This is a genomic window from Kitasatospora sp. NPDC059812 (assembly GCF_042732075.1).
GTDB lineage: Bacteria > Actinomycetota > Actinomycetes > Streptomycetales > Streptomycetaceae > Kitasatospora.
Map to the genome: position 1 here is coordinate 72,459 of NZ_JBHWIO010000008.1, position 26,074 is coordinate 98,532.

The 26,074-nt window shown below is 74.0% G+C and carries 19 protein-coding genes; 3 read left to right on the plus strand and 16 right to left on the minus strand.

Annotated features, from left to right (window positions below; translation table 11 throughout):
- Positions 1–112: 112 nt before the first annotated feature.
- Positions 113–1,519: a DUF2079 domain-containing protein gene (locus ACFV6D_RS06580; protein ID WP_380558748.1), complete on the minus strand. Its 1,407-nt coding sequence runs from the start codon at positions 1,517–1,519 to the stop codon at positions 113–115.
- A gap of 129 nt (positions 1,520–1,648) precedes the next feature.
- On the opposite strand from ACFV6D_RS06580, the gene ACFV6D_RS06585 reads away from it, so the two are divergent.
- Complete coding sequence (locus tag ACFV6D_RS06585; protein ID WP_380558751.1) at positions 1,649–2,326, plus strand: response regulator transcription factor; 678 nt, start codon at positions 1,649–1,651, stop codon at positions 2,324–2,326.
- Positions 2,316–3,896, plus strand: coding sequence for a sensor histidine kinase (locus ACFV6D_RS06590; protein ID WP_380558754.1), 1,581 nt, complete (start codon positions 2,316–2,318; stop codon positions 3,894–3,896). The genes ACFV6D_RS06585 and ACFV6D_RS06590 overlap by 11 nt, the downstream gene beginning before the upstream one ends.
- Here ACFV6D_RS06590 and ACFV6D_RS06595 read toward each other — a convergent pair.
- From ACFV6D_RS06595 to ACFV6D_RS06645, 11 genes are all read right to left on the minus strand, one after another.
- On the minus strand, positions 3,893–4,951 hold the full coding sequence (locus ACFV6D_RS06595) for a hypothetical protein (RefSeq protein ID WP_063347548.1): 1,059 nt from the start codon (positions 4,949–4,951) through the stop codon (positions 3,893–3,895). The two genes, ACFV6D_RS06590 and ACFV6D_RS06595, sit on opposite strands and share 4 nt — an antisense overlap.
- Positions 4,952–5,067: 116 nt before the next feature.
- On the minus strand, positions 5,068–5,646 hold the full coding sequence (locus ACFV6D_RS06600; protein WP_063347549.1) for a hypothetical protein: 579 nt from the start codon (positions 5,644–5,646) through the stop codon (positions 5,068–5,070).
- A 123-nt stretch (positions 5,647–5,769) separates the two neighbouring features.
- The gene (locus ACFV6D_RS06605; RefSeq protein ID WP_063347550.1) at positions 5,770–7,092 is read right to left on the minus strand and encodes a glutamate-5-semialdehyde dehydrogenase; all 1,323 of its coding nucleotides are present in this window, start codon (positions 7,090–7,092) and stop codon (positions 5,770–5,772) included.
- 139 nt (positions 7,093–7,231) lie between these two features.
- Positions 7,232–7,756 carry a hypothetical protein gene (locus ACFV6D_RS06610; RefSeq protein WP_363369892.1) on the minus strand — a complete coding sequence of 175 codons (525 nt, stop codon included), beginning with the start codon at positions 7,754–7,756 and terminating at the stop codon, positions 7,232–7,234.
- Positions 7,757–7,924: 168 nt separating this feature from the next.
- Positions 7,925–9,061, minus strand: a complete 1,137-nt coding sequence (proB, locus tag ACFV6D_RS06615; protein WP_063347552.1) for a glutamate 5-kinase — start codon at positions 9,059–9,061, stop codon at positions 7,925–7,927.
- Between the two features lie 311 nt (positions 9,062–9,372).
- Positions 9,373–10,851, minus strand: coding sequence for a GTPase ObgE (obgE, locus tag ACFV6D_RS06620; protein ID WP_063347553.1), 1,479 nt, complete (start codon positions 10,849–10,851; stop codon positions 9,373–9,375).
- A gap of 100 nt (positions 10,852–10,951) precedes the next feature.
- Positions 10,952–11,209: a 50S ribosomal protein L27 gene (rpmA, locus tag ACFV6D_RS06625; protein ID WP_030309712.1), complete on the minus strand. Its 258-nt coding sequence runs from the start codon at positions 11,207–11,209 to the stop codon at positions 10,952–10,954.
- A gap of 14 nt (positions 11,210–11,223) precedes the next feature.
- Positions 11,224–11,541 (minus strand): 50S ribosomal protein L21, encoded by a 318-nt coding sequence (rplU, locus tag ACFV6D_RS06630; protein ID WP_063347554.1) that lies wholly within the window; start codon positions 11,539–11,541, stop codon positions 11,224–11,226.
- 233 nt (positions 11,542–11,774) lie between these two features.
- On the minus strand, positions 11,775–15,389 hold the full coding sequence (locus ACFV6D_RS06635; RefSeq protein WP_380558757.1) for a ribonuclease E/G: 3,615 nt from the start codon (positions 15,387–15,389) through the stop codon (positions 11,775–11,777).
- 432 nt (positions 15,390–15,821) lie between these two features.
- The gene (locus ACFV6D_RS06640; RefSeq protein ID WP_063347556.1) at positions 15,822–16,583 is read right to left on the minus strand and encodes a TIGR03936 family radical SAM-associated protein; all 762 of its coding nucleotides are present in this window, start codon (positions 16,581–16,583) and stop codon (positions 15,822–15,824) included.
- A gap of 308 nt (positions 16,584–16,891) precedes the next feature.
- Entirely contained in the window at positions 16,892–18,835 is a 1,944-nt protein-coding gene (locus tag ACFV6D_RS06645; protein WP_063347557.1) for a TIGR03960 family B12-binding radical SAM protein, read from the minus strand.
- 483 nt (positions 18,836–19,318) lie between these two features.
- Here ACFV6D_RS06645 and ACFV6D_RS06650 point away from each other — a divergent pair, with 483 nt between their 5' ends.
- Complete coding sequence (locus tag ACFV6D_RS06650) at positions 19,319–20,611, plus strand: M14 family zinc carboxypeptidase (RefSeq protein ID WP_380490743.1); 1,293 nt, start codon at positions 19,319–19,321, stop codon at positions 20,609–20,611.
- 131 nt (positions 20,612–20,742) lie between these two features.
- On the opposite strand, the gene rodA is transcribed toward ACFV6D_RS06650, so the two are convergent.
- Genes rodA through mreC form a run of 4 tightly spaced genes read right to left on the minus strand, consistent with a single transcriptional unit; the run spans position 20,743 to position 25,946 of the window.
- The gene (gene rodA / locus ACFV6D_RS06655) at positions 20,743–21,942 is read right to left on the minus strand and encodes a rod shape-determining protein RodA (RefSeq protein WP_063347559.1); all 1,200 of its coding nucleotides are present in this window, start codon (positions 21,940–21,942) and stop codon (positions 20,743–20,745) included.
- Entirely contained in the window at positions 21,939–24,332 is a 2,394-nt protein-coding gene (gene mrdA, locus ACFV6D_RS06660) for a penicillin-binding protein 2 (RefSeq protein ID WP_380558760.1), read from the minus strand. Before mrdA ends, rodA begins: the two co-directional genes overlap by 4 nt.
- Before the next feature lie 51 nt (positions 24,333–24,383).
- Positions 24,384–25,025, minus strand: a complete 642-nt coding sequence (gene mreD / locus ACFV6D_RS06665; RefSeq protein WP_063347560.1) for a rod shape-determining protein MreD — start codon at positions 25,023–25,025, stop codon at positions 24,384–24,386.
- Positions 25,026–25,028: 3 nt separating this feature from the next.
- On the minus strand, positions 25,029–25,946 hold the full coding sequence (gene mreC, locus ACFV6D_RS06670; protein WP_380490747.1) for a rod shape-determining protein MreC: 918 nt from the start codon (positions 25,944–25,946) through the stop codon (positions 25,029–25,031).
- Positions 25,947–26,074 lie beyond the last annotated feature (128 nt).

The following is a 26,074-nucleotide window of genomic DNA, read 5'->3' on the forward strand; positions in this document are numbered from 1 at the left end:
GGGGCGCGGCGCCCCCCGGGGGGGGGGGGGCGCCCCGCGCGCGGCCCCCCCCCCCCCGCCCGGGGGGGGGGCCCCCCGGGGGGGGGGCCCCGGCGCGCCGCCCTGCCGGGGCCTACCCCGGCTGCCAGTGGTACACCGCCACCCCGGCCCCGTCCGCCACCCGCCGGTACCCGCCGCCGTCGACCAGCCCGGCCAGGAACCGCCGCTGCTCCGCCACCGGCACCGGGAAGCCGTCCGGCTCCTCCAGCACCGCCACCCACTCCGCCACCGGGCGCCCCCAGCCGCCCGGCCCGCCCGCACCGCCCGGCCCGCCCGGCGGCGTCAGGTACGGGAACAGCGACACCGTGCAGCGCCCGGTCAGCTGCGGCGCCAGACGGTTGGCGGCGGCCACCCGGGCGCCGTCCGGGACGACCGCCAGCACCCGGCGCACCTGCGCCGCCCGCCCGTCGCCCCGCCAGGCGTCCCCCGACAGCACGCCCGCCACCGGGCCGGTCGCGGTCAGCGGCACCGTGACGGCGAGCATCCCCGCCGCCACCGGCAGCCCCCGGCCCAGCCGGGACAGCCGGGACAGCCGGGGCAACAGCAGGCCCGCCCCGTGCAGCCCCGCCGTGCACAGCAGCGGCACCAGCACCGCGTCGTAGTGCTGCCCGGTGCGCCAGAACGCCGGATTGTCCACCCAGAACCGGGCCGCCAGCAGCACGCCCGCCAGCAGCACCAGCGGCGAGCGCAGCGCCAGCAGCAGCGTCGGCGCCAGCAGCAGCAGGACGGTCAGCGCCTTGACCGCCGGGAACAGCAGCCGGACCAGCGGGTTCCCGCCGCCGTACTCCCCCATGTGCCCGTACGTGTACTCTCCGCCCGGGTTGAGCGCCGGGATCACCACCAGGGTGACCAGCAGCCCGGCCGCCACCGCCGCCAGCACGGTGACCGCCCCCAGCCGGCGCCGCCCGCGCCACCACACGTAGCCGCCGACCGCCGCGACCAGCAGCGCCTGGTCCTCCTTGACCAGCAGCAGCGGCAGCGCCCACGCCACCGCCGGGCCGTACCGCTCCCGGGCCAGCGCCACCACCGCGGCCGCCGCGAGCGGCACCGCGAAGGCCACCTCGTGGAAGTCGAACGCCACCGCGCTCTGCAACCCCGCCGACAGCCCGTACGCGACCCCGGCGACCGCCCCGCCCGCCGGCCCCAGCACCCGCACCGCGTACCCCGTCACCGGCACCGCGGACAGCGCCACCAGCACCGCCTGCGCCACCAGCAGCGTGCCCGCCCCCGGCCAGAGCCGGTAGAACGGCGCCAGCACCGCCAGCACCGGGCTGAAGTGGTCGCCCAGGAGGTTGAAGCCCGTGCCCTTCAGCGCGACCACCGGTGCTTCGAACCGGGCGTAGGCGCGCACCGCCTCCTCGAAGATGCCCAGGTCGAAACCCGCACTCTCCAACCGGCCGTGTCTGGTGAGCGAGACGGCCGCGTACAGCGGGGCGAGCAGGGCGGCCACCGACCACGGCAGCACACGTCGGAAATCCATGACCCGGACGCTAGGAATTCCCCACTGAAGGGAAACTGAGGAAAGCTGAGGAAAACTTCAGCTCGGATATCCCGGGCAAGCCGGTCAAGGCCGTTGCGGGAAAGTGGAATTCCCCCAAGGATGTCCGTCATGCGGCTACTGATCATCGAGGACGAGGAGCGGCTCGCGCAGTCCCTGAGGCAGGGGCTGGCGGCCGAGGGATACGCGGTCGACCTGGCCCACGACGGCGTCCGGGGGCTCGAACTCGCCCTCACCGAACCCTATTCGGCGATCGTGCTCGATCTGATGCTGCCCGGCCTCAACGGCTTCAAGGTCTGCCGCGAACTGCGCACCGCCGGGAATTCCGTACCGATTCTGATGCTCACCGCGAAGAACGGCGAGTACGACGAGGCCGAGTCGCTGGACTGCGGCGCCGACGACTTCCTCAGCAAGCCGTTCTCCTACATCGTGCTCACCGCCCGGCTGCGCGCCCTGCTGCGCCGCGGCGCCGCCGCCCGCCCGCCGGTGCTCGCGGTCGGCGCGCTGCGGATCGACCCGGCGGCCCGCCGCTGCACCGCCGCCGACCGACAGGTCCGGCTCACCACCAAGGAGTTCGCCGTGCTGGAATGCCTGGCCCACCGCCCCGGCGAGGTGGTCCCCAAGGGCGGCATCCTGGACACCGTCTGGGACGCCGCCTTCCGGGGCGACGTGAACATCGTCGAGGTCTACATCGCCGCCCTGCGGCGGAAACTGGACATGCCCGGCGTCGGCTGCCGGATCGAGACGGTGCGCGGCGCCGGATACCGGCTGGTGCCCGATGCGCACTGACCGCCTCCGCCCGCTGCTGCGCCCCTGGCACCGCTCCTCGCTCCGCGTCCGCGCCGCCCTCGGCGCGGCCCTCGCCTCGGTACTGGCCTTCTCGGTGGCCGCCCTCTGGGTCGGCGGCGCGGTCCACGACCAGTGGACGGCGGTCGCCGAGAAGCAGGCCCAGGACAGTGCCGAGCTCGTCGCCCACGACATACCCACCGGCGCCCAGACCTGGACCTCGACCCTGAAGGAGTCGTTCCTGCTGGTCCTGGCCGACGGCCAGGTGGCCTTCCCGCTATCCCCCAACGGCCGGGCCAGCATCACCATCTACCCCAACAAGAAGGGGCTCGGGCCCAGCACCCTGCTGGGCGAGTACGCGGGCCTGCCACCCGAACCCTTCGCTCCCCTCCCGCCCTACCCCCAGGACACCTCCCCCGCACACACCGAGCAGGTCCGGATCACCCTGCCCGACCACACCCGGCTGTGGCACTGGCCCGAGAACGGCCCCTCCCTCACCAGCCGGGACGTCACCATGATCAAGCGGGTCACCGACCCGGTCTCCTCCCAGGCCCTGCGGCAGTACACCGGCATCCTGGGCCTGCCGGAGCAGCGCGTCACCGTCTACCTGCTGGTCAACCCCACCGTCGCCGACCAGGCCGAGGACCGGATCACCGGCATCCTGCTGCGCTACGTGCTGCCCGGCGCCACCCTGTTCACCGCCCTGATCGCCTGGCTGGTCACCGGCCTGGCGCTGCGGCCGGTGGAGTCGATCCGCCGGGGCATGGCCCGGATCGGCGCCGGCGCCTTCCACGAGCGGGTCCCGGTGCCGCCCTCGCGGGACGCCATCGCACGGCTGGCCGAGACCACCAACACCACGCTCGGCCGCCTGGAACACGCGATCGACGAGCAGCGCCGGCTGGTCTCGGACGCCTCGCACGAGCTGCGCAGCCCGCTGGCCGCGCTGCGCAACTCGCTGGAGGTCCCGCTGGCCCACCCGGCGGGCGTGGAGTGGCCGCAGGTGGTGCGCGACGCGCTCACCGACACCGAGCGGCTGCAACTGCTCACCGACGACCTGCTGCTGCTCGCCGCCGTCGAGGAGCCCACCGGGCCGCCCGGCGGCGAGCCGGTGGACCTCGCCGACCTGGTCGGCGAGCAGGTCGCCGAACGCGCCCACCCGTCCACCGGCGGGCCCGCCTTCCTGGCCGTCTCCCTGGAGCCCGCGCCCGTCCCGGGCAGCGAGCTGCGGCTGGGCCGACTGGTGCGCAACCTGCTCGACAACGCCGCCCGGCACGCCGGCACCGCCGTCGCGGTCTCGGTGACCGTCGAGGACGGGCACGCCGTGCTGACCGTCACGGACGACGGCCCGGGCATCCCGCCCAAGGACCGGGAGCGGGTCTTCGACCGGTTCGTCCGGCTGGACGACGCCCGCTCCCGCGACGCCGGCGGCGCCGGCCTGGGCCTCGCCCTGGTCCGCTCGATCGCCCGCGGCGTCGACGGCACCGCCGCCTTCACCGACCCGCCGCCGCCCGGCCCGGGCGCCCGCGCGGTGGTCCGCCTCCCACTCGCCGCCGGCGCCCCGGACAGGGACTAGGGCGCCAGCACCCCGCACACCTGCCAGGCCGGCTGCGCGTGGTTGCCCGGATCGATCGGCGCCGGCGGCGGGACCTGGGTGCCCTGCGGGGTGGCCAGCACCGGCTGGAGGAAGCCGGCCATCGAGGTGGTGCAGGGCTCCGGCCCGGCCTGGATCACCGAGTCCACCAGCCGCAGCTGGGCCGAGGCCAGGTCGACCCGGTCGAACTGGAAGGTCAGCTGCCGCCGGACGGTCTCCAGGGTGACGGGCGCACCGGCCGCGGCTCCGGCCGGCTTCAGCGCGTAGACGAAGGTGTGGTCGGTGGTGATCTGCAGCGTGCCGCCGTCGGCCTCGTCGATCCGCATCGCGCCGGTCACCTTCACGGTGTCGGCGGCCAGCGCGACCTGCGCCGGGTCGAAGCGCACCAGCCAGCCGGTCAGCGCGTGGTGCCGGTCGTCGACCGACTGGGTCACGCTGGTGTCGAACTGGGCCTGCTCCCCGGGGGTGACGAAGGCCCGCACGTCGGCGGTCGCGCCCTGGACGAGGGTGGCCGGGGCCAGCGAGGAGGCCACCAGGTAGCGCTGGACGGTGTCGAGCGCCTTGGTCACCTCGACCCGGCTGAAGTGCTCGGTGGCGGCCCCGGTCGGGGTGCCCAGTCCGATCGCCCCGTCGCTGTACCCGACCGGCAGCGCGGCGAACGGGTTGGCCGGGTCGGCGACCGGCCGGACCACCGAGGCCGGGCTCAACGCGACCAGGCTGACGGTCAGTTGGCTGCCCTCGGGCCGGGCCGAGATCCGGTTCGGCGAGCTGACCCCGAAGTACACCGCGGCCCCGAAGGCCAGCAGCACGAGCAGCAGCAGGGCGAGCGCCTGCCGCGGCACGCTGCCCAGCGGGCCGAACCGCACCCGTGGGCGGGTCGCCCGGCCGAAGGACCCGGCCAGCCGCTCCCGGGCGGACAGCTCCTGGATCCGGGCAGCCCGGACGAAGGACTCGTCGAAGACGACGGACCGGAACTCGTCCTCATTGCCGGAACCACCGTCGGGCGCACCCTCAGGAGGCTCTCGCGGGTCACCCATGACACCAGGGTAAGGCGCGCCCTCGCCCCTCCACGAGGGTGCGACCGCAGATTCCCGGGAACGCCCCGCAACCGCCCGCCCCGGCGCGCACCACCCCTGCGCCACGCCCTACGACGTCACCCCGCAGGTGCCGTGACCACGAGCGACGGCTCGGCCGGCGCGGGCCTCGGGTCGGTCCCGGGGCTGCTGCTGCCGGACTCCGGGCGCCGGGGCGCGCCGGAGGAGCCGCCCACGCCCTGGTAGATCGCCGCGACCGCGACGGCCACCAGGCTCACGCCCATGATCACGGCGAGCACCCAGGCCACCGGCCGGTGCCAGCGCTGCTGGGCCACGTACCGCCCGCGCCCGCGCCCCGGGTCGTAGCCGCGTCGGCGCCGGCCCGGGCGGCCGGTCGCCCGGCCGGGGCCCGACCAGGGATCGGGGTACAGGTGGTCGTCGTCCAGTCCGCTCGGGTGCGGGCGCAGCTCCAGCGGCAGCCCGTCCCCGGCGGTGACGTCATAGCCCCAGACCGGGCCCGCGGTGTCCGGCTCGAACCGGGCCTCGGCGGCGGCGAGCTGCCGCTCCTTGGCCGTCGGCTCGTGCACGGCGGCGGACCGGACGAAGGCCTCATCGAAGACCACGGTGGCGAACTCGTCGTCCGCACCACCGTGGTCGGCGCCGTCGGGGTACGGCGAGCCCCCCACATCGTCAGCCACGGATTCAGCGTATTACCGGGCGGCCGATTTGTCTGTGGCTCATCGCAGTTGGTCCGTCACACGTGTGACGCGGGCCGCTGCCGACCGCCCCGGGGCCCGGCCGGCCCGCCGCGCGGGCCGCGCTCAGCGCGCGTCCGCGTCCCCGCCCACGGTCTGCGTCGCCTCGCCGCGCACGTGCCCGTCACCAGTGACGATGTACTTGGTGCTGGTCAGCTCGGGCAGGCCCATCGGGCCGCGGGCGTGCAGCTTCTGGGTGGAGATGCCGATCTCCGCGCCGAAGCCGAACTCGGCGCCGTCGGTGAAGCGGGTGGAGGCGTTGACGGCCACCGTGGTCGAGTCGACCAACCGGGTGAAGCGCCGGGCGGCGGCCTGCGAGGTGGTGACGATCGCCTCGGTGTGGCCGGAGGACCAGCGGCGGATGTGCTCGACGGCGGCGTCCAGCGAGGGCACCACGGCTGCGGCCAGGTCGTAGGACAGGTACTCGGCGCCCCAGTCCTCGTCGGTGGCGGGCACCACGGTGGCGGCGCCGCCCTCGGCGGCCTTGAGCACCGCGTCGTCGCCGTGCACGGTCACCCCGGCCTCGGCGAGGGCGGCCAGCGCGAGCGGCAGGAAGGCGTCCGCGACGTCCTGGTGGACGAGCAGCGTCTCGGCCGCGTTGCAGACGCTGACCCGCTGCGCCTTGGAGTTCAGCAGGATGCCGACGGCCATCGCCAGGTCGGTCTGCGCGTCCACGTAGACGTGGCAGTTGCCGGTGCCGGTCTCGATCACCGGCACGGTCGAGCCCTCGACCACCGTGCGGATCAGCGAGGCCCCGCCGCGCGGGATCAGCACGTCGACCAGGCCGCGGGCGCGCATCAGCTCCTGGACGGAGTCCCGGCTCTCGCCCGGGACGAGCTGGACGGCGTCGGCGGGCAGCCCGGCCGCGGCGACCGCGTCCCGCAGGACGGCGACCAGCGCGGTGTTGGAGCGGTAGGCGGAGGCCGAGCCGCGCAGCAACACGGCGTTGCCGGACTTGAGGCAGAGCGCGGCGGCGTCCACCGTGACGTTCGGCCGGGCCTCGTAGATGATGCCGACCACGCCGAGCGGCACCCGCACCTGGCGCACGTCCAGGCCGTTGGGCAGGGTGTAGCCGCGCAGCACCTCGCCGACCGGGTCGGGCAGGCCGACGACGTCGCGCACGTCGGAGGCGATCGCGGCGATCCGCTCGTGGTCGAGGCTCAGCCGGTCGATCACCGACTCGGCGGTGCCGGCCGCGCGGGCCCGGGCCACGTCCTCGGCGTTGGCGGCGGTGATCTCGGCGCTGCGGGCCACCAGGGCGTCCGCGATCGCCAGCAGCGCGGCGTCCTTCGCCTTGCGCGGCAGCGGGGCGAGCGCGGCGGCGGCCTCCCGGGCTCGGCGCGCTACGGCGAGGACGGGGCTGTCGGCGGTGGCGAGGTCGCTGGTCATGCGCCAAGGGTAGCGACTGCGCAGGGCCCGCCGAGCGGCCATTTCGCCTGGCGGGACGGCCCGGCGAGACGACCCGGCGAGACGGTTCTCCCCTCCGGCTCACCCGACTCCGGGGACCACACCCCGGGTGCGTCCCCCCTCAGTACGGGTGCACCCCGCCCAGGTGCGGCGGCGGATCGCCGAAGCCCTCCGCCACCCGCTTGTGGTACGTCGCCCGGTCGACCACCTCCAGGCCGACGATCTCCCACGGCGGCAGGTTCGCGGTGACCTTGTGCTCGCCCCACAGCCGCAGCGCGATCGCCGCCGCGTCGTGCAGGTCCCGGGCCTGCTCCCAGTACCGGATCTCGGCGTGGTCGGCGGCGTAGCGGGCGGTGAGGAAGAACGAGTGGTCGTACGCCAGCCGCTCCAACGAGACGCGCAGCGAGGACAGCGGGGTGACCTGCCCGGACACGCTCAGCACCACGTGCCAGAGCCTGGCCTGCTCGGGCACGGTGGGCGGCTCCCCCGGGTCCGCGTGCTGCGACCGCGGCCTGCGCGTCCCGCCGGGCCCCTGCGGCGGCGGACCGGCCGGCTCGGCGGGTCCGTCCCCGCGTCCGCCGTCGATGCTGGTCAGCCGCCGGCCCGCCGTCCCTGCGGTCAGCGTTGCCTCGCTTCTGCGTTCCACCGGCGGCCTCCTGTTCGGCGATGTCGTGTCGTCCCCCGCACCGGACCCGCCGGCCCGCGGCCGACCGGTACGGCTGCACCGCTCCTCGCCCGCGGCCGGGCCACTCCCCGTACGGAGCGGCCCGCCGACCGCGCTCAACCGATCGGCCGGTACCGGCACACCGGCCGGTCAGCCGCGCAGAACGACCAGGTCGTCGCGGTGGACGACCTCACGCTCGTACGCGGCGCCGAACTCCTGGGCCAGGTCGCGGGTGGACCGGCCGAGCAGGCGGGGCAACTCCCTCGCATCAAAGTTGACCAGTCCGCGAGCCACGATGTGGCCGTTTTCGGCAAGAAGGTCCACCGGATCACCCGCCGTGAACTCCCCGTCCACCTTGGTGACCCCGGCGGGCAGCAGCGAGGCGCCGCCGGAGACGACGGCCGTGACGGCGCCCGCGTCGAGGTGCAGGGCGCCGCGCGGGCTGCTCGCGTGGGCCAGCCAGAGCATCCGGTCGGAGGTGCGGCTGCCGGTGCGCAGGAACAGGGTGCCGGTGCGCCGTCCGGCCAGCGCGTCGGCGGCCTGGCTGGCGGCGGTGAGCACCACCGGGATGCCCGCGCCGGTGGCGATCCGGGCCGCCTCGACCTTGGTGACCATGCCGCCGGTGCCGACGCCGGCCTTGCCCGCGCTGCCGATCTCGACGCCGTCGAGGTCGTGCGGGCCGCTCACCTGGTCGATCCGGCTGGTGCCGGGCCGGGCCGGGTCGCCGTCGTAGAGGCCGTCCACGTCGGAGAGCAGCACGAGCAGGTCGGCCCGGACCAGGTGGGCGACCAGCGCGGCCAGCCGGTCGTTGTCCCCGAACTTGATTTCGGCGGTGGCGACGGTGTCGTTCTCGTTGACGATCGGCATCGCGCCCATCGCCAGCAGCTGGTCGAGGGTGCGGTAGGCGTTGCGGTAGTGGGCGCGCCGGCTGGCGTCCTCGGCGGTGAGCAGCACCTGGCCGACCCGGATGCCGTACCGGGCGAAGGAGGCGGTGTAGCGGGCGACCAGCAGGCCCTGGCCGACGCTGGCGGCGGCCTGCTGGCGGGCCAGGTCCTTGGGTCGCTGGTCCAGGCCGAGCGGGGCCAGGCCGGCGGCGATGGCGCCGGAGGAGACGAGGACGACCTCTGGCGCGTCCGGGCGGCTGCGCACTTTGGCCAGCGCGTCCACCAGGGCGTCGACCCGGTCGGCGTCCAGGCCGCCGGCCGCCGTGGTGAGGGAGGAGGAGCCGACCTTGACGACGATCCGCCGGGCGGTCAGCACCTCCTCGCGCAGTGAGTCCTCGCTCATCTCGCTGTACGCCCTTCCGGTGTGGTGCGGGTGCGGCGGGCCGGGCCCGGCCGTCACCCCCGAAATCTACGCGATCCGCGCAGGTCGCCCGCAGGGTGTTTCACCGGCTGGACCGGCGCCGCCACGGCCGGGCCGCCGGTCCGGACGGCCGGCACGGCCCGGCCGACCCGCTGAAGCCCCGGGCCTCCCGGGCGAAGTGACGCTCCGTCAGTTCCGGACGGGGGCCGGACACACGGACGGCCCCCACCGCCCCGGAGGGTGGTGGGGGCCGTTCGCCCAGGCCGGCTCAGGACGCGTCCCGGCCAGCCGGGTCACTCCTCGTCGTCGCCCTCGTCGATGGCGGCCGGGCGGGTGCTGGAGAGCGCCTCGAAGGCGAGGAACTCGGCCTCGGCCGCGTCCCGGCCCTTCTGCTTCTCGCGGCGGCGGTCGACCGCCGGGCGCGGGCTCTCCAGGCGGTGGTCCTCACCGCGGCGGCCGAGCATCTCGGCGCCGGCGGCCATGGTCGGCTCCCAGTCGAAGACGACGGCGTTCTCGTCCGGGCCGATGATGACGGTGTCGCCCTCGTGCGCCCCGACCTTCCACAGCTTGTCCTCGACGCCGAGGCGGGCCAGCCGGTCGGCGAGGTAGCCGACGGCCTCGTCGTTGGAGAAGTCGGTCTGGCGGACCCAGCGCTCCGGCTTGGTGCCGCGGATGCGGTAGGCGCCGTCCTCCTCGGTGATGGTGAAGCCCTCGTCGTCCACGGCCTTGGGCCGCAGCACGATCCGGGTCGACTCCTCGACCGGCTTGGCGGCGCGGGCCTCGGCGACGATCTGCGCCAGCGCGAAGTTCAGCTCGCGCAGGCCCTTGCGGGAGGCGGCGGAGACCTCGAACACCTGGTAGCCGCGCTCCTCCAGGGACTCCCGGGTGAGGTCGGCGATGTCCTGGCCGTCCGGCACGTCCACCTTGTTGAGCGCGACCAGGCGCGGGCGCTCCTCCAGACCGCCGTACTCGGCCAGTTCGGCCTCGATGGTCTCCAGGTCGGTCAGCGGGTCGCGGCCGGGCTCCAGGGTGGCGCAGTCCAGCACGTGCACCAGCACCGAGCAGCGCTCGACGTGCCGCAGGAACTCCAGGCCCAGGCCGCGGCCCTGGCTGGCGCCGGGGATCAGGCCGGGCACGTCGGCGATGGTGTACACGGTGTCGCCGGCGGTGACCACGCCGAGGTTGGGGATCAGGGTGGTGAACGGGTAGTCCGCGATCTTCGGCTTGGCCGCCGAGAGCACCGAGATCAGCGAGGACTTGCCGGCGCTCGGGTAGCCCACCAGGGCCACGTCGGCGACGGACTTGAGCTCCATCACGATGTCGCGGGCCTCGCCGGGCTCGCCGAGCAGCGCGAAACCGGGCGCCTTGCGTCGGGCCGAGGACAGCGCGGAGTTGCCGAGGCCGCCGCGGCCGCCCTGGGCGGCGACGAAGCTGGTGCCGTGCCCGACCAGGTCGGCCAGCACCTCGCCGTTGCGGTCCAGCACCACGGTGCCGTCCGGCACCAGCAGGACGAGGTCGCCGCCGTCCGCGCCGGTGCGGTGGCCGCCCGCGCCGGGCTTGCCGTTGGTGGCCTTGCGCTTGGGCGAGTGGTGGTACTCCAGCAGGGTGGTGACCTGCGCGTCGACGGTGAGGATGACGCTGCCGCCCTCGCCGCCGTTGCCGCCGTCGGGGCCGCCGAGCGGCTTGAACTTCTCCCGGTGCACGGAGGCGCAGCCGTGGCCCCCGTTACCCGCGGCGACGTGAAGTTCGACGCGGTCCACGAAGGTGGTCATGGTGTGCCTCCAGTGTGCGAAAGTCTGCTGCTACCTGCGTAAAGCATGAAGGGTGGACCGGAACATTCCGGCCCACCCTTCACTGTGAGTCTGGTGTGACTCAGGCCTCGACGGCCACGATGTTGACGACCTTGCGGCCGCGGCGGGTGCCGAACTGCACGGCACCGGCGGTCAGCGCGAACAGGGTGTCGTCGCCACCGCGACCGACGCCCGCACCCGGGTGGAAGTGGGTGCCGCGCTGGCGCACGAGGATCTCGCCGGCGGAGACGACCTGGCCGCCGAAGCGCTTCACGCCGAGGCGCTGGGCGTTCGAGTCACGGCCGTTACGGGTAGAGCTTGCGCCCTTCTTGTGTGCCATATCTCGCTATCCCCTTACTTGCTGACCGAGTCGATGCTGGTGATGCGCACCGCGGTGTGCTTCTGACGGTGACCCTGGCGACGGCGGTAGCCGGTCTTGTTCTTGTAGCGCAGGATGATGATCTTGTCACCCTTGGTCTGGTCGACGACCTCGGCGTGGGTCTTCACACCGGCCAGGACCCACGGGTCGGACGTGACGGCTTCGCCGTCGACGATCAGGATGGTCGAGAGCTCGACCGAGTCACCCGGCTTGGCCTCGATACGGTCGATCTCCAGCACGTCGCCGACGGCGACCTTGTGCTGGCGGCCGCCTGCGCGAACGATCGCGTACATGCGGTACCTGCTTTCCTTACTCGGTCGGAACTCCCGACGCCAGCCGCCTGGGTACGGACACAGGGGCCTCTCCCCGCCCGCTGCCGCGCGAACGCGGCGCTTCGGGAAGGTGATGTGCTCGGGAGCGTGTGGCGTAGACACGCCGAGGGTCAAGAATACGGACCGGCCGCCCGGGGGGCAAACCGGCCCGTACGGCCCGGGGCGGGAAGGCTCCCGCCCCGGGCGCGTGGGCACTACTCGGCCGCCGTATCACCTTCGGCGGCCGCCGCCTTCTTGGCCGCCGCGCTCGTCCGCTTGGTCGCGGTCTTGCGGGCGGTGGTCTTCTTGGCCGCCGTGGTCGTCTTCTTGGCGGCGGTCTTCTTCGCGGCGGTCTTGCGGGCGGCCCGCTTCTTGGGCGCCGGAGCCTCCTCCGCGGACGGCTCCTCGGCCTCGGCCTCGGCCTCGGCGGCCGGGGCCTCCTTTGCCGGGGCCTCGACGACGGCCTCCACGGTCTCGACGGCCGGGGCCTCCTCCGCGGGCGCCTCGACGACGGCCTCCACGGCCTCGACGGCCTCGGGGGTCACCACGGCCGGGGCGGCCGGGGTGGCAGCCTCCAGGGCCGCCTCCAGCGCCGCGTCGGCCCGCGCCTGGAGCACCACGATCTCGGCCTCGCCCGGCGCCCCGGCCGGAGCCGTCGCCTTGCGGACCGCGCGGCGGCGGGTGCGGCCGGCCGGAGCCGCCGCGGCGGCGGCGGGGATCTCGACCAGGTCCGGCTGGACGGCCGGGGCCTCCTCGACGGCCTCCGCCTCGACGCCCGGGACCTCCAGGGCCAGCTGGCCCTCGATCTCCTCGCGCACCGGCTCGCCCTCGACGACCACCTCGGCCACCGCGGCCTCGACGGCCTGCGGCTCCTCGGCGGCCGCCCCGCCCTTGCCCCGACGACGGCGCTTGCTGCTGCCCGCGGCCGCCTCGGCCGACACGGCCGGGGTGTGGACGTGGGCGCTCGGCTGCTCCATGTGAACGATCACGCCGCGGCCGTTGCAGTGCACGCACGGCTCGGAGAAGGACTCCAGCAGGCCCTGGCCGACCCGCTTGCGGGTCATCTGGACCAGGCCCAGCGAGGTGACCTCGGCCACCTGGTGCTTGGTCCGGTCCCGGCCCAGGCACTCCAGCAGGCGGCGCAGCACCAGGTCCCGGTTGGACTCCAGCACCATGTCGATGAAGTCGATCACGATGATGCCGCCGAGGTCGCGCAGCCGCAGCTGGCGCACGATCTCCTCGGCCGCCTCGATGTTGTTACGGGTGACCGTCTCCTCCAGGTTGCCGCCCTGGCCGACGAACTTCCCGGTGTTGACGTCGATGACGACCATCGCCTCGGTGCGGTCGATCACCAGCGAACCGCCGCTGGGCAGCCAGACCTTGCGGTCCAGCGCCTTCATCAGCTGCTCGTCGATCCGGTAGGTGGCGAACACGTCCACCTCGGAGGTCCACCGCTGGAGCCGCCCGGCGAGGTCCGGGGCCACGTTGGAGACGTAGTCGTGGATGGTGCTCCACGCCTCGTCGCCGGAGACGATGACCTTGGTGAAGTCCTCGTTGAAGATGTCGCGGACGACCCGGACGGTCATGTCCGGCTCGCCGTACAGCAGCGCGGGGGCGTTGCCGGTCGCGGCCTTCTTCTGGATGTCCTCCCACTGCTGCTGCAGCCGCTGGACGTCGCGGGTCAGCTCCTCCTCGGAGGCGCCCTCGGCGGCGGTGCGCACGATGACGCCCGCGTCGTCCGGGACGATCTTCTTGAGGATCTGCTTCAGGCGGGCGCGCTCGTTCTCGGGGAGCTTGCGCGAGATGCCGGTCATCGAGCCCTCGGGCACGTAGACCAGGTAGCGGCCGGGCAGCGAGATCTGGCTGGTCAGGCGGGCGCCCTTGTGGCCGATCGGGTCCTTGGAGACCTGCACCAGCACGGACTGGCCGGACTTCAGCACCGACTCGATCCGGCGCGGGCCACCGTGGCCCAGCGCACCGAAGTTGACCTCGCCGGCGTACAGCACGGCGTTGCGGCCCTTGCCGATGTCGACGAAGGCGGCCTCCATCGACGGCAGCACGTTCTGGACCTTGCCCAGGTAGACGTTGCCGACGTACGAGGTGGCCTGCTCCTTGTTGACGTAGTGCTCGACCAGCACGCCGTCCTCGAGGACGCCGATCTGGGTCCGCTGGCCGTTCTGGCGCACCACCATGACGCGCTCGACCGACTCGCGGCGGGCCAGGAACTCGGCCTCGGTGATGATCGGCACCCGGCGGCGGCCCAGCTCGCGGCCCTCGCGGCGACGCTGCTTCTTCGCCTCCAGACGGGTCGAGCCCTTGATTGACTGCACCTCGTCCGGGTCGAAGGACGGCTCGGTGGAACGGCGGCGCGGCTCGCGCACCTTCACCACCGTGCGGACCCCGTCCTCGGTGGTCTCGGCGGTCTCGACGGCACCGGCCTCACCGCTGCGGCGGCGACGACGGCGACGACGGCGGGACGAGGACAGGCCGGCGGCCAGGTCGTCGTCGTCCTCGACGTCCTCCTCGACGTCCGCGGCCGGCTCCTCGACGACGGACTGCCCGGTCTCGACGGCCTCGGCCTCGAACTCCTCGGCCTCGCCACGGCGACGACGGCGGCCGCCCCGACGGCGACGGCGCGACGGACGGTCGTCCTCCCACTCGCCCTCGGGCTCCGGACCGGCGACGGGGGCCTCGACGACGGGCGTCTCGACCGGCACCTCGACGACCCGCTCGACCGGCTTCGCCTTCTCGGCGGCCTTCGCCCTCTCGACGGCCTTGGCCTTCTCGGCCTTCTCCGCCCGCTCGGCCCGCTCGGCGGCCTTCCGCTCGGCGGCCTTCGAACGGCTCGGCGGCTGCACCCGCACCGAGGTGCGCACCCGGCGGCGGCGGCCGACGCCGCTGTACTCGAACTCGTCCTCCTCGCGCTGCGCGGCGGCCGGGGCCTCGACCGGCGCCGGGGCGGCAGCGGCGGGCTGCTGCTGCGCCTGCGGCTGCACGGCGGGAGCCGGGGTGGCGGCCGGGGCGGCGGCGGGCTCCTGGAACACCGGAGCCTGGAAGATCGCGGTGGACGGGCGGACCGCACGGCGGCGCACCCGGTGGGTCGGCTCGGCGGCCGGCGCGGGCTGGACGGCCACGGCCTCCTCGACCGGCTCCTCCTCGACGGGCTCCTCCGCGGCGGCGGGCTCCTCGACCGGGGTCTCGACGACCGGCGCGGCCTCGACCACGCGGCGGCGACGGGCCCGGCGGGCCGGAGCGGCGGGGGCCTCCTCGGCAGCCGGCTCGGCGGCGGGGGCCTCGGCCACCGGGGCGGCGGCAGCGGGCTCCTCGGCCGGGGTCTCGGCGGCGGCGGGCGCCCCGGCGGGCGCCTCGGCGCGCTTGCGGGTGCGGCGGGCCCGGACCGGCTTCTCGGCCACCGGCTCGGCGGCCGGCTCAGCGGCCTTCTCGACCGGCTTCGCGGCCGCCTTCGCGCTCGTCTTCGTCGTCTTCTCGACGGCGGGCGCCTCGGCGGCGGCCGGCTCGGTGACCACGACCGGGGTCGTCTCCGGCGTCCCGGCCGGAGCCTCGGCGCGCTTGCGGGTCCGGCGGGCCCGGACCGGCTTCTCGGCCACCGGCTCGGCGGCCGGTGCGGCCTGCGCCTCGGCGGCGGGCGCCTCGGCCTGGACGACCGTCTCGGCCGTCTCGGCGGCCGCACCCTGCGGGGTGCCCGCCGGGCGGGACACCGCACGGCGACGGCGGCGCGGCGGCGCCGCGGAGGTGCCTTCGCCGCCGGTCGGGGCGGTCTCGTTCTGTTCCGTCGCCGCGTTCTGCTGCGGATCGGTGTTATCGAGCATGCGGGTGGATCTCCCGTCAGGCCCCCGGGCTCCACATCCGGGCACGGCACGGCACCCGTGGCCGGCCGGCATCGCGAGGATGCTCGGGCCGGACCCTTTCACGGTGCCGCCGCGCGGACGCGAGGCCGCACAGGGGCTCGTAGTCTCGCTCGGCGCCCCGCCGCACGGCGGGGTGTCGAAAGTCTTCTGGTCTGACCAGTCTTCTGAGGTTTTCCCAAGCTGCGCCGTTCCCCAACCCCGGGTGGCTCCCGGACGGGGTTCCCGGGCCCACCGACCGTCCTGGTCGGCGGGCCTCAGGTGGCCGGCCTGTGCTGCGACGACGCTCGCTCCCCTGGGGAGCCGCGGGAACCTGGAGGACCGTCGGGCCCAGTGAGGCACTGGACCCGGCCTCCGCCCGTCAGGCGGACGCGGCCCCGCGCACCCCGGCGGCTGTCAGCCGGCCGGGGCCGCGGCGCGGTCGAGCGCCAGCGGGTCGGTCACCGTGCCGGACTCCTCGTCGAGCGGCCCCTGCGCCAGCCTGGTCACCTCTGCGGGGACCGGCGGCGCCAGGTCGGCCGTCACACGGAGACCGGACAATACGTCGTCGGGTCGTACGGCTGGTGTGGCGTGTCGTACTACCAGGCGCAGTATCGCACAGGGACGGCCGGTCCGAACATCGCGGTCCGCTTCGGCCGCCGTGTCCGCACCGTCGACGACCTGCGGCGCGGCGATCTCGAGCGCCGCCACCGGACCGCGCGCGTCGAAGACCCGCACGCCGTTCTTGGTCACGCGTTCGACCTCGACCCGCTCGGCGGCGAGGAACACCGCGACCGCGCGGGCGGCCTCCTGCGGCTCGACGCCGTCCAGCCGGACCAGCCACTCGGAGGCCTCCAGGCGCTCCACGAAGTTCGGCGTCCGGACCTCGACCGCGTCGATCACGTCCAGTCCGGTCGGCAGCGACTCGTCCAGCTGTGCCCGCAGTTCCTCCGGGTCACGGAGGGCGGCCAGGCCGATCTCCAGGTACTCCGCCTCGCTCGCCACCCCGGTCGGGGCCGCGTTGGCGTAGGACACCTTCGGGTGCGGGGTGAAGCCGGCCGAATAGGCCATCGGCACGGAGGACCGGCGCAGGGCGCGCTCGAAAGCGCGCTGGAAGTCGCGGTGGCTGGTGAAGCGGAGCCGGCCGCGCTTGGTGTAGCGGAGACGGATCCGCTGCACCGTCGGCGCGGGCGGAGGACCGTCGGGCGTACGGCGTGCCAGGGTCGCTCAGTCCTTAGTCAGTTGTCCCCGTCCGGCGCGACGGCTGCCGCCGCTGTCCGGACTCTGTCACCTCAAAGGGTACGCGCCCCGCCACCCCCCTCGTCCCGCCCCTGGTCAGCCGCCCCCCGACGTCCCCGGCCGCCGTCCGCTCGGCGAACGCATGGAGCCCTCCCCGATTCCCGGGGAGGGCTCCATCCGTCACTTCGAGCACGTCACGCGGCCCGGACCCGCCCGATCCGCGCCATCCGTACCACCCGCACCATCAACTAGCCCTGCGGGGCAGCCCCGTTGACCACGGCCAGCGGCAGCAGCTTCTTCCCGGTGGGACCGATCTGGATCTTGAGGTCCATCTGCGGGCACACGCCGCAATCGAAGCACGGGGTCCAACGGCAGTCGTCGACCTCGACCTCCTCCAGGGCGTCCTGCCAGTCCTCCCAGAGCCAGTCCTTGTCGAGGCCGCTGTCCAGGTGGTCCCAGGGCAGCACCTCCTCGTAGGTGCGCTCGCGGGTGGTGTACCAGTCGACGTCGACGCCGGTGCCGGCCAGGCCCTTCTCGGCGGAGGCCATCCAGCGGTCGTAGGAGAAGTGCTCGCGCCAGCCGTCGAAGCGGCCGCCGTCCTCGTAGACGGCGCGGATGACGGCGCCGATGCGGCGGTCGCCGCGGGACAGCAGGCCCTCGACGATGCCGGGCTTGCCGTCGTGGTAGCGGTAGCCGATGTTCTTGCCGTACTTGCGGTCGCCGCGGATCGAGTCGCGCAGCTTGGCCAGCCGGGCGTCGGTGGCCTCGGCGGACAGCTGCGGGGCCCACTGGAACGGGGTGTGCGGCTTGGGCACGAACCCGCCGATGGAGACGGTGCAGCGGATGTCGTTCTGGCCGGTGACCTCGCGGCCCTTCTGGATGACGTTCTTCGCCATCGCGCCGATCTGGAGCACGTCCTCGTCGGTCTCGGTGGGCAGGCCGCACATGAAGTACAGCTTCACCTGGCGCCAGCCGTTGCCGTAGGCGGTGGCGACGGTGCGGATCAGGTCCTCCTCCGACACCATCTTGTTGATCACCTTGCGCATGCGCTCGCTGCCGCCCTCGGGGGCGAAGGTGAGGCCCGAGCGACGGCCGTTGCGGGACAGCTCGTTGGCGAGGTCGATGTTGAAGGCGTCGACGCGGGTGGACGGCAGCGACAGGCCGATCTTGTCGTCGCTGTAGCGGTCGGCCAGGCCCTTGGCGATGTCCCCGATCTCGGTGTGGTCGGCGCTGGACAGCGACAGCAGGCCCACCTCCTCGAACCCGGTCGCCTTCAGCCCGCGCTCCACCATCTCGCCGATGCCGGTGATGCTTCGCTCCCGCACGGGGCGCGTGATCATGCCGGCCTGGCAGAAGCGGCAGCCGCGGGTGCAGCCGCGGAAGATCTCCACGGACATCCGCTCGTGCACGGTCTCCGCGAGCGGGACGAGCGGCTGCTTCGGGTAGGGCCACTCGTCGAGGTCCATCACGGTGTGCTTGGACACCCGCCACGGCACGCCCGGGGCGTTCGGCACGACGCGGCCGATCCGGCCGTCGGCCAGGTACTCCACGTCGTAGAACTTCGGCACGTACACCCCGCCGGTACGGGCGAGGCGCAGCAGCAGCTCGTCGCGTCCGCCCGGGCGGCCCTCGGCCTTCCAGCCGCGGACGAGCTCGGTGATGTCGAGCACGGCCTGCTCGCCGTCGCCGACCACCGCGCAGTCGATGAAGTCCGCGATCGGCTCGGGGTTGAACGCGGCGTGGCCGCCGGCCAGGACGATCGGGTCCTCGTCGGTGCGGTCCTTGGCCTCCAGCGGGATGCCGGCCAGGTCGAGCGCGGTCAGCATGTTGGTGTAGCCGAGCTCGGTGGAGAACGACAGGCCGAACACGTCGAAGGCCTTCACCGGGCGGTGCGCGTCCACGGTGAACTGCGGGACGTCGTGCTCGCGCATCAGCGCTTCGAGGTCCGGCCAGACGCTGTAGGTGCGCTCGGCGAGCACGCCCTCGCGCTCGTTGAGCACCTCGTAGAGGATCATGACGCCCTGGTTGGGCAGGCCGACCTCGTAGGCGTCGGGGTACATCAGCGCCCAGTGGACGTCGCAGGCGTCCCAGTCCTTGACGGTCGAGTTGAGCTCGCCGCCGACGTACTGGATCGGCTTCTGGACGTGCGGGAGGAGGGCCTCCAGGCGTGGGAAGACCGATTCGACAGTCATGTACTAGGAACCCTTACGACGTGATTCGGTGCCGCGCGCATCGGCAGGCGACGGCGGGGAGGGGTGACCCTCAAGGGTAGCCCAATCCGGGGAAAGGCCCGCTGGCTCACCCCCGGGCTCACCCCCCGCCCGGGCCGGGCACCCGCCCGCGCTCCGGCGCGGCCGCCCCGGTCCGGCCCGCCCCGGCACGCGCAGTGCGCGCCCGCCGCCCGGCGCCGTCCGCCGTTGACATGCCCGGACCACCCATGCGGTACTGACAGGGCCCCGCCAGAGACCTCTGCACCCCTTCCGGACAAGGGAGTTGGGCCGTACGCTCGACCCCCTCGCCGACTCCCCCCGGCGACCCGTCCCCGGCGCGCAGGGCCCCGCCCCCGGCCCCGCAGGCCGCGTCCGTCGGCGCCCCCGCGCGCCCCGGCGGCCCGACGGCCCGACGAGCCGGGCGGCCGCGCGAACACACCCCAGGGGACACGCCCTAGGAGAGCCATGACCGACACCGACCGGCGGGTCCGCCCGCCCCGGCCCCTCGGCAGCCGGGCGGCCCGCTACCCCGCGCCGACCCAGGCCGAGGCCGCGGCCCGGCGGCTCGCGCTGCGCCACCCGGAGCGGTGCCGGCTGCGCGAGGTGGGCCGCTCGCGGGCCGGGCGCCCGCTGCTGCTGCTGTCCGTCGACCGGGGCCCGCGCGCGGTGCTGGTCGTCGGCGGCCCGCACCCCAACGAGCCGATCGGCACGGCCGGCGCCCTGCGGCTGGCCGAGGTGCTGCTGGCGCGCCCCACCCGGCCCGGCCTGTCCTGGCATCTGCTGCTCTGCCTGGACCCGGACGGCGCCGCGCTCAACGCGGGCTGGCTGGACGGGCCGCTCACCATGCGCCGGCACTACGAGCACTTCTTCCGCCCCTCGTTCGAGGAGCAGCCCGAACTGCTGCCGGCCGCCGACGCGGGCCGGCCCCCGATGCCGGAGAGCCTGGCGCTGACCGGCCTGATCGACGAGCTGCGCCCGTTCCTGCAGTGCTCGATGCACGGGGTGGACTTCGGCGGCGCCTTCATCCAGCTGACCGCTCCGGTGCCCGGGCTACCCGAACTCTTCGCCTCCTCGGTGCGCCGGGCCGGCATCCCGCTGGACGTCGACCCCTTCGACGCGGTCGGCTGGGCCAGCCCCTTCCCCGGCACCTATCTGATGCCCTCGGCGGACGGCGCCGGCCGGTCACGGGCGCTGCCGGACGAGCCGGAGCTGTCCACCTGGTCGTACGCCGGCCGCCACGGCGGGGTGACGGCCGTGCTGGAGGTGCCGATGTGGGCCGTGGACGCGGTCGGCGACGGCCGTCCGCACCCGGCGGCGGACCGGGCGGTCGGCGCCGCGGCCCGGACGCTGCGCGAGCGCGCCGAGGAGCTCTCCGGGCTGCTGGCCCACGTGCCCGCGCACACCCGGGCGGCGCACGGCGCACTGGTGCGCGCGGCCGGGTTCACCCTGGAGTTCTGCCCGTCGGTGGCCCAGGAGTGGCTGGCCCGCTGGTGCGCCGAGCCGCTCACGGTGTCCCGGGTGACCACCGCCGGGATCGTCGCGGCCCGGATCCCGCTGCGGGTGGCGTCGACGGTGCTGCGGCTGCTGGCGGACAGCGGCGGTCCGACCGTGGCGGCGGCCCGGGGCCGGGCCCGCGACATCGTCACCGAGAGCCTGGGTCAGCTGCACCACCGCTTCGGTGCCCGCTGGGTGCCGGTCCAGGAGCAGCTGGCCCACCAGGTCCGCGCGGCGCTCACCGCCGCCGACTGCCTGCTCTGACCGGGGCCACAGCCCGCCGCAACCGGGCAACAACTACCCACCCACAGCGCCCAGTTGAAAAACACCAAGGGCCGACCCGAGAAATTCCCGGGCCGGCCCTCGACCGACGAACGCGTGGACGGACAGTCCGCTCAGGCCGCTATCGGCCGCTGGCTGCGGACCGCCTGGAGCAGCCCGATCGCGATCCAGACCGCGAACATCGACGACCCCCCGTAGGAGACGAACGGCAGCGGGATGCCCGCCACCGGCATGATGCCCAGGCACATCCCGATGTTCTCGAAGGCCTGGAAGGAGAACCAGGCGATGATCCCCGCGGCCACGATCGTCCCGTACAGGTCGGTCGCCTGCCGGGCGATCCGGCAGGCCCGCCACAGCACCACGCCGACCAGCAGGATGATCGCCAGCGCCCCGACGAAGCCCAGTTCCTCACCGGCCACCGTGAACACGAAGTCGGTCTGCTGCTCCGGCACGAACTGCCCGGTGGTCTGCGTCCCGTGGAACAGCCCCTTGCCGGTCAGCCCGCCCGAACCGATCGCGATCCGGGCCTGCGCGGTGTTGTAGCCGACGCCGGAGGGGTCCAGCTGCGGGTTGGCGAAGGCCGCGAAGCGGTCGATCTGGTACTTGCTCAGCACCCCGAGCTTCCAGATCGCCACGCACCCGCCGGTGCCCGCCACCAGCAGCCCGAGCACCCAGCGGTTGGCCGCCCCCGAGCCGAGCAGGATGCCCAGCACGATCGCGGCCATCACCATCACCGAGCCGGCGTCCGGCATCAGCAGCACGACGCACATCGGCAGGAAGGCCCAGACCAGGCCGCGGAACACCGCCCGGTGCGAGGGGTACTCCCGCTCCCCCGCGTCCACCTGGTCGGACAGCACGACCGCCATCGCCAGCACGATCCCGAGCTTCGCGAACTCGGCGGGCTGGATGGAGAAGCCGCCGCCCAGCTGGATCCAGGAGTGCGCGCCGTTGATGGTCGAGCCCAGCGGGCTGAGCGTGGCGAGCAGCATCAGGATCACGCCGATGTACAGGAACGGCACGAGGGTGCGGAAGCGCCGGCTCCCTATCCCTATCACCACCGAGCACAGCACCAGCCCGACGACCAGGTTGGTCAGGTGCCGGTACAGGAAGTACTGCGGGTCGCCGTGGGTGAGCGAGTCCCGGCCGCGGGTGGCCGACCAGACCAGCAGGGAGCTGCCGAGCGACAGGGCCAGCGCGGCGAGCAGCAGTATCCAGTCCAGCCGCCACAGCGGGGAGTCCTTGGCCAGGGCCTTGGAGACCCCGCTGCGTTGCGGGCTCAGCCGCAGTTGCCGGTAGGAGCCGTAGGAGGTCATGCCCGCCCCCTTCCCGGGCCGCGGTTCGGTTCGAGTGCGGCGTCGGCCGCGGTGCCCGGGGCGGGCCGGTCGTTCGGCTGCGCCGGGTCCAGGAAGGCCGAGGCCGGGGCGGGTTCGCCCGGCACCTGTTCCAGGAAGGCCGGCGCCGGGCCGGGCAGACCCTGCGCCTGGTCCGGCGACGCCAGGAGGCCCGGGCCCGCGACGGCCTGCACCGGGCCGACGGTGTCGATGGTGTTGGCGGTGTTGGCGGCGTTGGCGGTGTTGGCGGTGTCGACGGTGTAGGCCGCCGGCTTGATGATCGCGGTGCCGTCCGGGTTGAACTTCGGCAGTTCGGCCTGCGGCGCGGGCAGCAGCGCCTTGCCGTTGTCGATGTTGCCCTTGTCGTCGACGCCGTACAGCGCCTGGTAGATCCGGCGAACCGCGTCGCCGGAGCCGCCGGAGCCGGTGCCGCCCTGGCTTATCGTCATGACGACCGCGTAGTCCTTGCTGTACGTGGTCAGCCAGGAGGTGGTCTGCTTGCCCTCGACCTCGGCGGTGCCGGTCTTGGCGTGCAGCTCGATCTTGTTCTGCGGCCAGCCGGCGCCGGAGAACTTCCAGGCGGCGGTACCGCCGGTGATGACGCCCGCGGTGGCCTGGTCGATGTAGCTCAGCAGCTTCTGGGAGCCGGGGAACTTGCCGTCCTCGTGCGGGGCGATCTCGCGGACGAGGTCCCCGCTCGGGCTTATCACCGCCTTGGCGATGGTCGGCCGGTAGAAGGTGCCGCCGTTGGCCAGGGCCGAGTAGATCCGGGCCATCTGGACCGGGGTGACGAGCGTGTCGCCCTGGCCGATCGCGAAGTTGACGGCGTCACCGGCGCGCATCTGGTAGCCGTCGACGCAGTTCTCCTTGGCAATCTGGTCGGAGAAGCTGGTGCCGCCCTTCTGCGCCTGCGCGCACCAGGCGTCCTTGTTGTTGTCGTAGAAGGACTGCTTCCACTGCCGGTCCGGCACCCGGCCGGTGACCTCGCTGGGCAGGTCGATGCCGGTCTTGGCGCCGAGGCCGAACTGGTGGGCGGTCTTGAAGAACCAGTCGCCCGGCTCCTTCTTCGGCTTGATGCCGCCGTCCTTCATCCACTGGTCGTACGCCAGGCCGTAGAAGACGGTGTCGCAGGAGACCTCCAGCGCCTTCTCCAGGGAGATGGAGCCGAAGTTCTCGCTCTCGAAGTTCTTGAACTCGCGGCCGCCGATGGTCATGCTCTTCGGGCACGCGTACGTCCCGTCCAGCGAGTAGCCGGCCTCGACGGCGGCGGTGGTGGAGACGACCTTGAAGGTCGAGCCGGGGGCGGACTGACCCTGTATGGCCCGGTTCAGCAGCGGGAAGTTGGAGTCCTTGCTGGTCAGCGACTGGTAGTCCTTGCCGGTGATGCCGCCCACCCAGAGGTTGGGGTCGTAGGTCGGCGCACTGGACATCGCGACGATCCGGCCGGTGTGGACGTCCATCACCACGGCGGCGCCGGAGTCGGCCTCGTAGTTGCGGTTGGTGACCTTGTCGAAGGTCTTCCGGGCGTCGGCCATGGCCTGCGCCAGGTTGTCCTCGACCACCTTCTGCACCCGGGCGTCGATGCTGGTGACCAGGTTGTTGCCGGTCTGCGGGGCGGCGGTGCCGGCGGTGCCGATCACCCGGCCGAGGTTGTCCACCTCCAGCTGGGTGATGCCGGCGGTGCCGCGCAGGTCGCGGTCGTACACCGACTCCAGGCCGGCCCGGCCGATCTGGTCGGCCGGCAGGTAGCGGTCCAGGCCGGCCTTGGAGGCGGTCTTGCTGACCTCCTCGTCGGTGACCGGCGAGAGGTAGCCGAGCACCTGCGCCATGTTGGCGCCCTCGGCGCCGGTGTAGCGGCGCACGGCGGTGGGCTGCGCGGTGACCCCGGGGAAGTCCTCGCGGCGCTCCATTATCTGCATCGCCTGCTGGGTGGTCGCCTCCTTGGTGACCGGGATCGGCTGGTAGGGCGAGCCGTTCCAGCAGGGCTGCGGGGTCTTGGCGTCGCAGAGCCGGGTCTTCTCCTGCACGTCCTTGGCGGGCATCCCCAGCACCTCGGCCAGCCGGCCGAGCACCGCCTTGCCGCCGTCCTTCTGCTGCAGCAGCGAGGTGCGGCTGACCGAGACCACCAGCCGGGCCTCGTTGCCGGCCAGGATCCGCCCGGAGGCGTCCAGGATCTCGCCGCGGACGGCCGGTTCGACCACCTCGCGGATGTGGTTGCCGGTCGCCTTGGCGGTGTAGACGCTGGCGTTGCGGATCTGCAGGTACCACAGCCGTCCGCCGAGGGTGGCGAGCAGCGACAGGACCAGGATCTGCAGCACCACCAGACGGATCGTCACCCGCCGGGTACGGCCGGTCTCGGGGATGTTGCTCACGTCTCGTGCGCTCCAGGATGCGGGAAGTCGGGAGGTCGGGGGCCGGGCCGGTTACGGGCGCCGGACGAAGCCGGGCATGCGCCGCTTCTTGTAGGACGGGCCGGACGAGGCCTCGCGCGTGGTGCGGTAGCGGGCCAGCGTGCCCAGGCCGGAGCCGCCCTGGTCGTCATCGGTGGCCGCGGTCACCGGGTCGCGCCCGAAGCGGCGGCCGACCAGCATCACCAGCGGCACCACGAACGGCGCCAGCAGCACGTCGTACAGCAGGGCGCTGACCACCAGGCCGCCGAGGCCGACGTGCCGGGCCGCGGTGTCGCCGACCAGGGCGCCGACCATCGCGTACAGCAGGGTGGAGGCGACCGCCGCGGCGGCCACCACCATCAGCGCGCTGGACACCGACCGCTGGCGGCCGTGGTCCGGGCGCAGCAGCCCGGCGGCGTAGCCCATCAGGCAGAGCACCAGCGCGTAGCGGCCGATCGCGTGGTCGGAGGGCGGCGCGAGGTCGGCCAGCAGGCCGGCCGAGAAGCCGACCACGCAGCCGCCGGACGGCCCGTAGACCATGGCCAGGCCGACCACGACGAGCAGCAGTATGTCCGGGGTGGCCCCCGGGAGCTGGAGCCGTCCGAAGACGCTGACCTGGAGGATCAGGCCGAGCAGGATCAGGCCGGCGGAGACGGGGATGCGGGCGAGGCGCATGGCTCAGTTCCCCCCAGTGGGCTTGGCGGGCGGGGCGGCGGGCGCGGCCGGGGTCTGGGCCGGGGCCGGCGGCAGGACGGCGTCGCGCGGGTCGGCGCGCGGCGGCACGACCACCACGCCGACCAGGTCCAGCCGGGTGAACTGGACGAAGGGCTCGACCAGGATGGTCTTGGTCAGCTGGCCCGGGGTGGCCTCGACCTCGACGACCTTGCCGACCGGCACGCCGGGCACGAACGGGCGGCCGCTCTGCGAGCCGAAGGTGACCAGCCGGTCGCCGGCCTTGACCTGGGCCTTGCCGTTGAGCAGCGAGACCTTCATCGGGCTGGTGCCGCCGCCGGAGGCGAAGCCGATCTCGCCGGAGGCCTCCAGTCGGGTGCCGGCCGAGAAGCCGGGGTCGGAGGCGAGCAGCACGGTGGCGGTGGTCGGGGCGACGGTGGTGATCCGGCCGACCAGGCCCTGACCGTTGATCACCGTCATGTCGCGGGTGAGGCCGTCGTCGCTGCCGGCGTCGATGGTGATGGTCCAGGAGAAGCCCTGGGCCGGGCCGATCGCGATGACCTGGGCGGCCTTGACGGTGTAGCCGCCGGCGCCGGCGGTGCGCAGCAGGTCGTCGAGCTGCTTGGTGCGCCCGGTGGCCATGTCGGAGGAGGCGAGCTTCTGCCGCAGTTCGGTGTTCTCGCGGGCGAGCTCGTCGGTGCGGCCGTTGTTGGAGGCGGCGTCGCGGAAGGCCCGGACGGTGTCGGCGACCGGGTCGACGACGGTGGCGGCGCCGCGCTCGACCGGGCCGAGGACGCTGGCGGCGGCGTGTCGGGCACCGCCGAGGGGGGAGCTCTCACCGCCCTTGATGTCCACGGTGACGAGTGCGAAGGCGACGGCCACCAGCAGGATGAGCAGCAGCCGGCTTTCTCGTGTGTCCCTCACGGTGCTGGTACTGCCCCTTCGTACCTGGTCGGGGGGCCGGCCGGGGGGGGGCGGGGGGGCGCCGCGCGGAGTGTGTGGAGTCGGGAGCGCGGGGTGGGAAAGGGGGTGGGGTCGGGGACGGCCCCCGG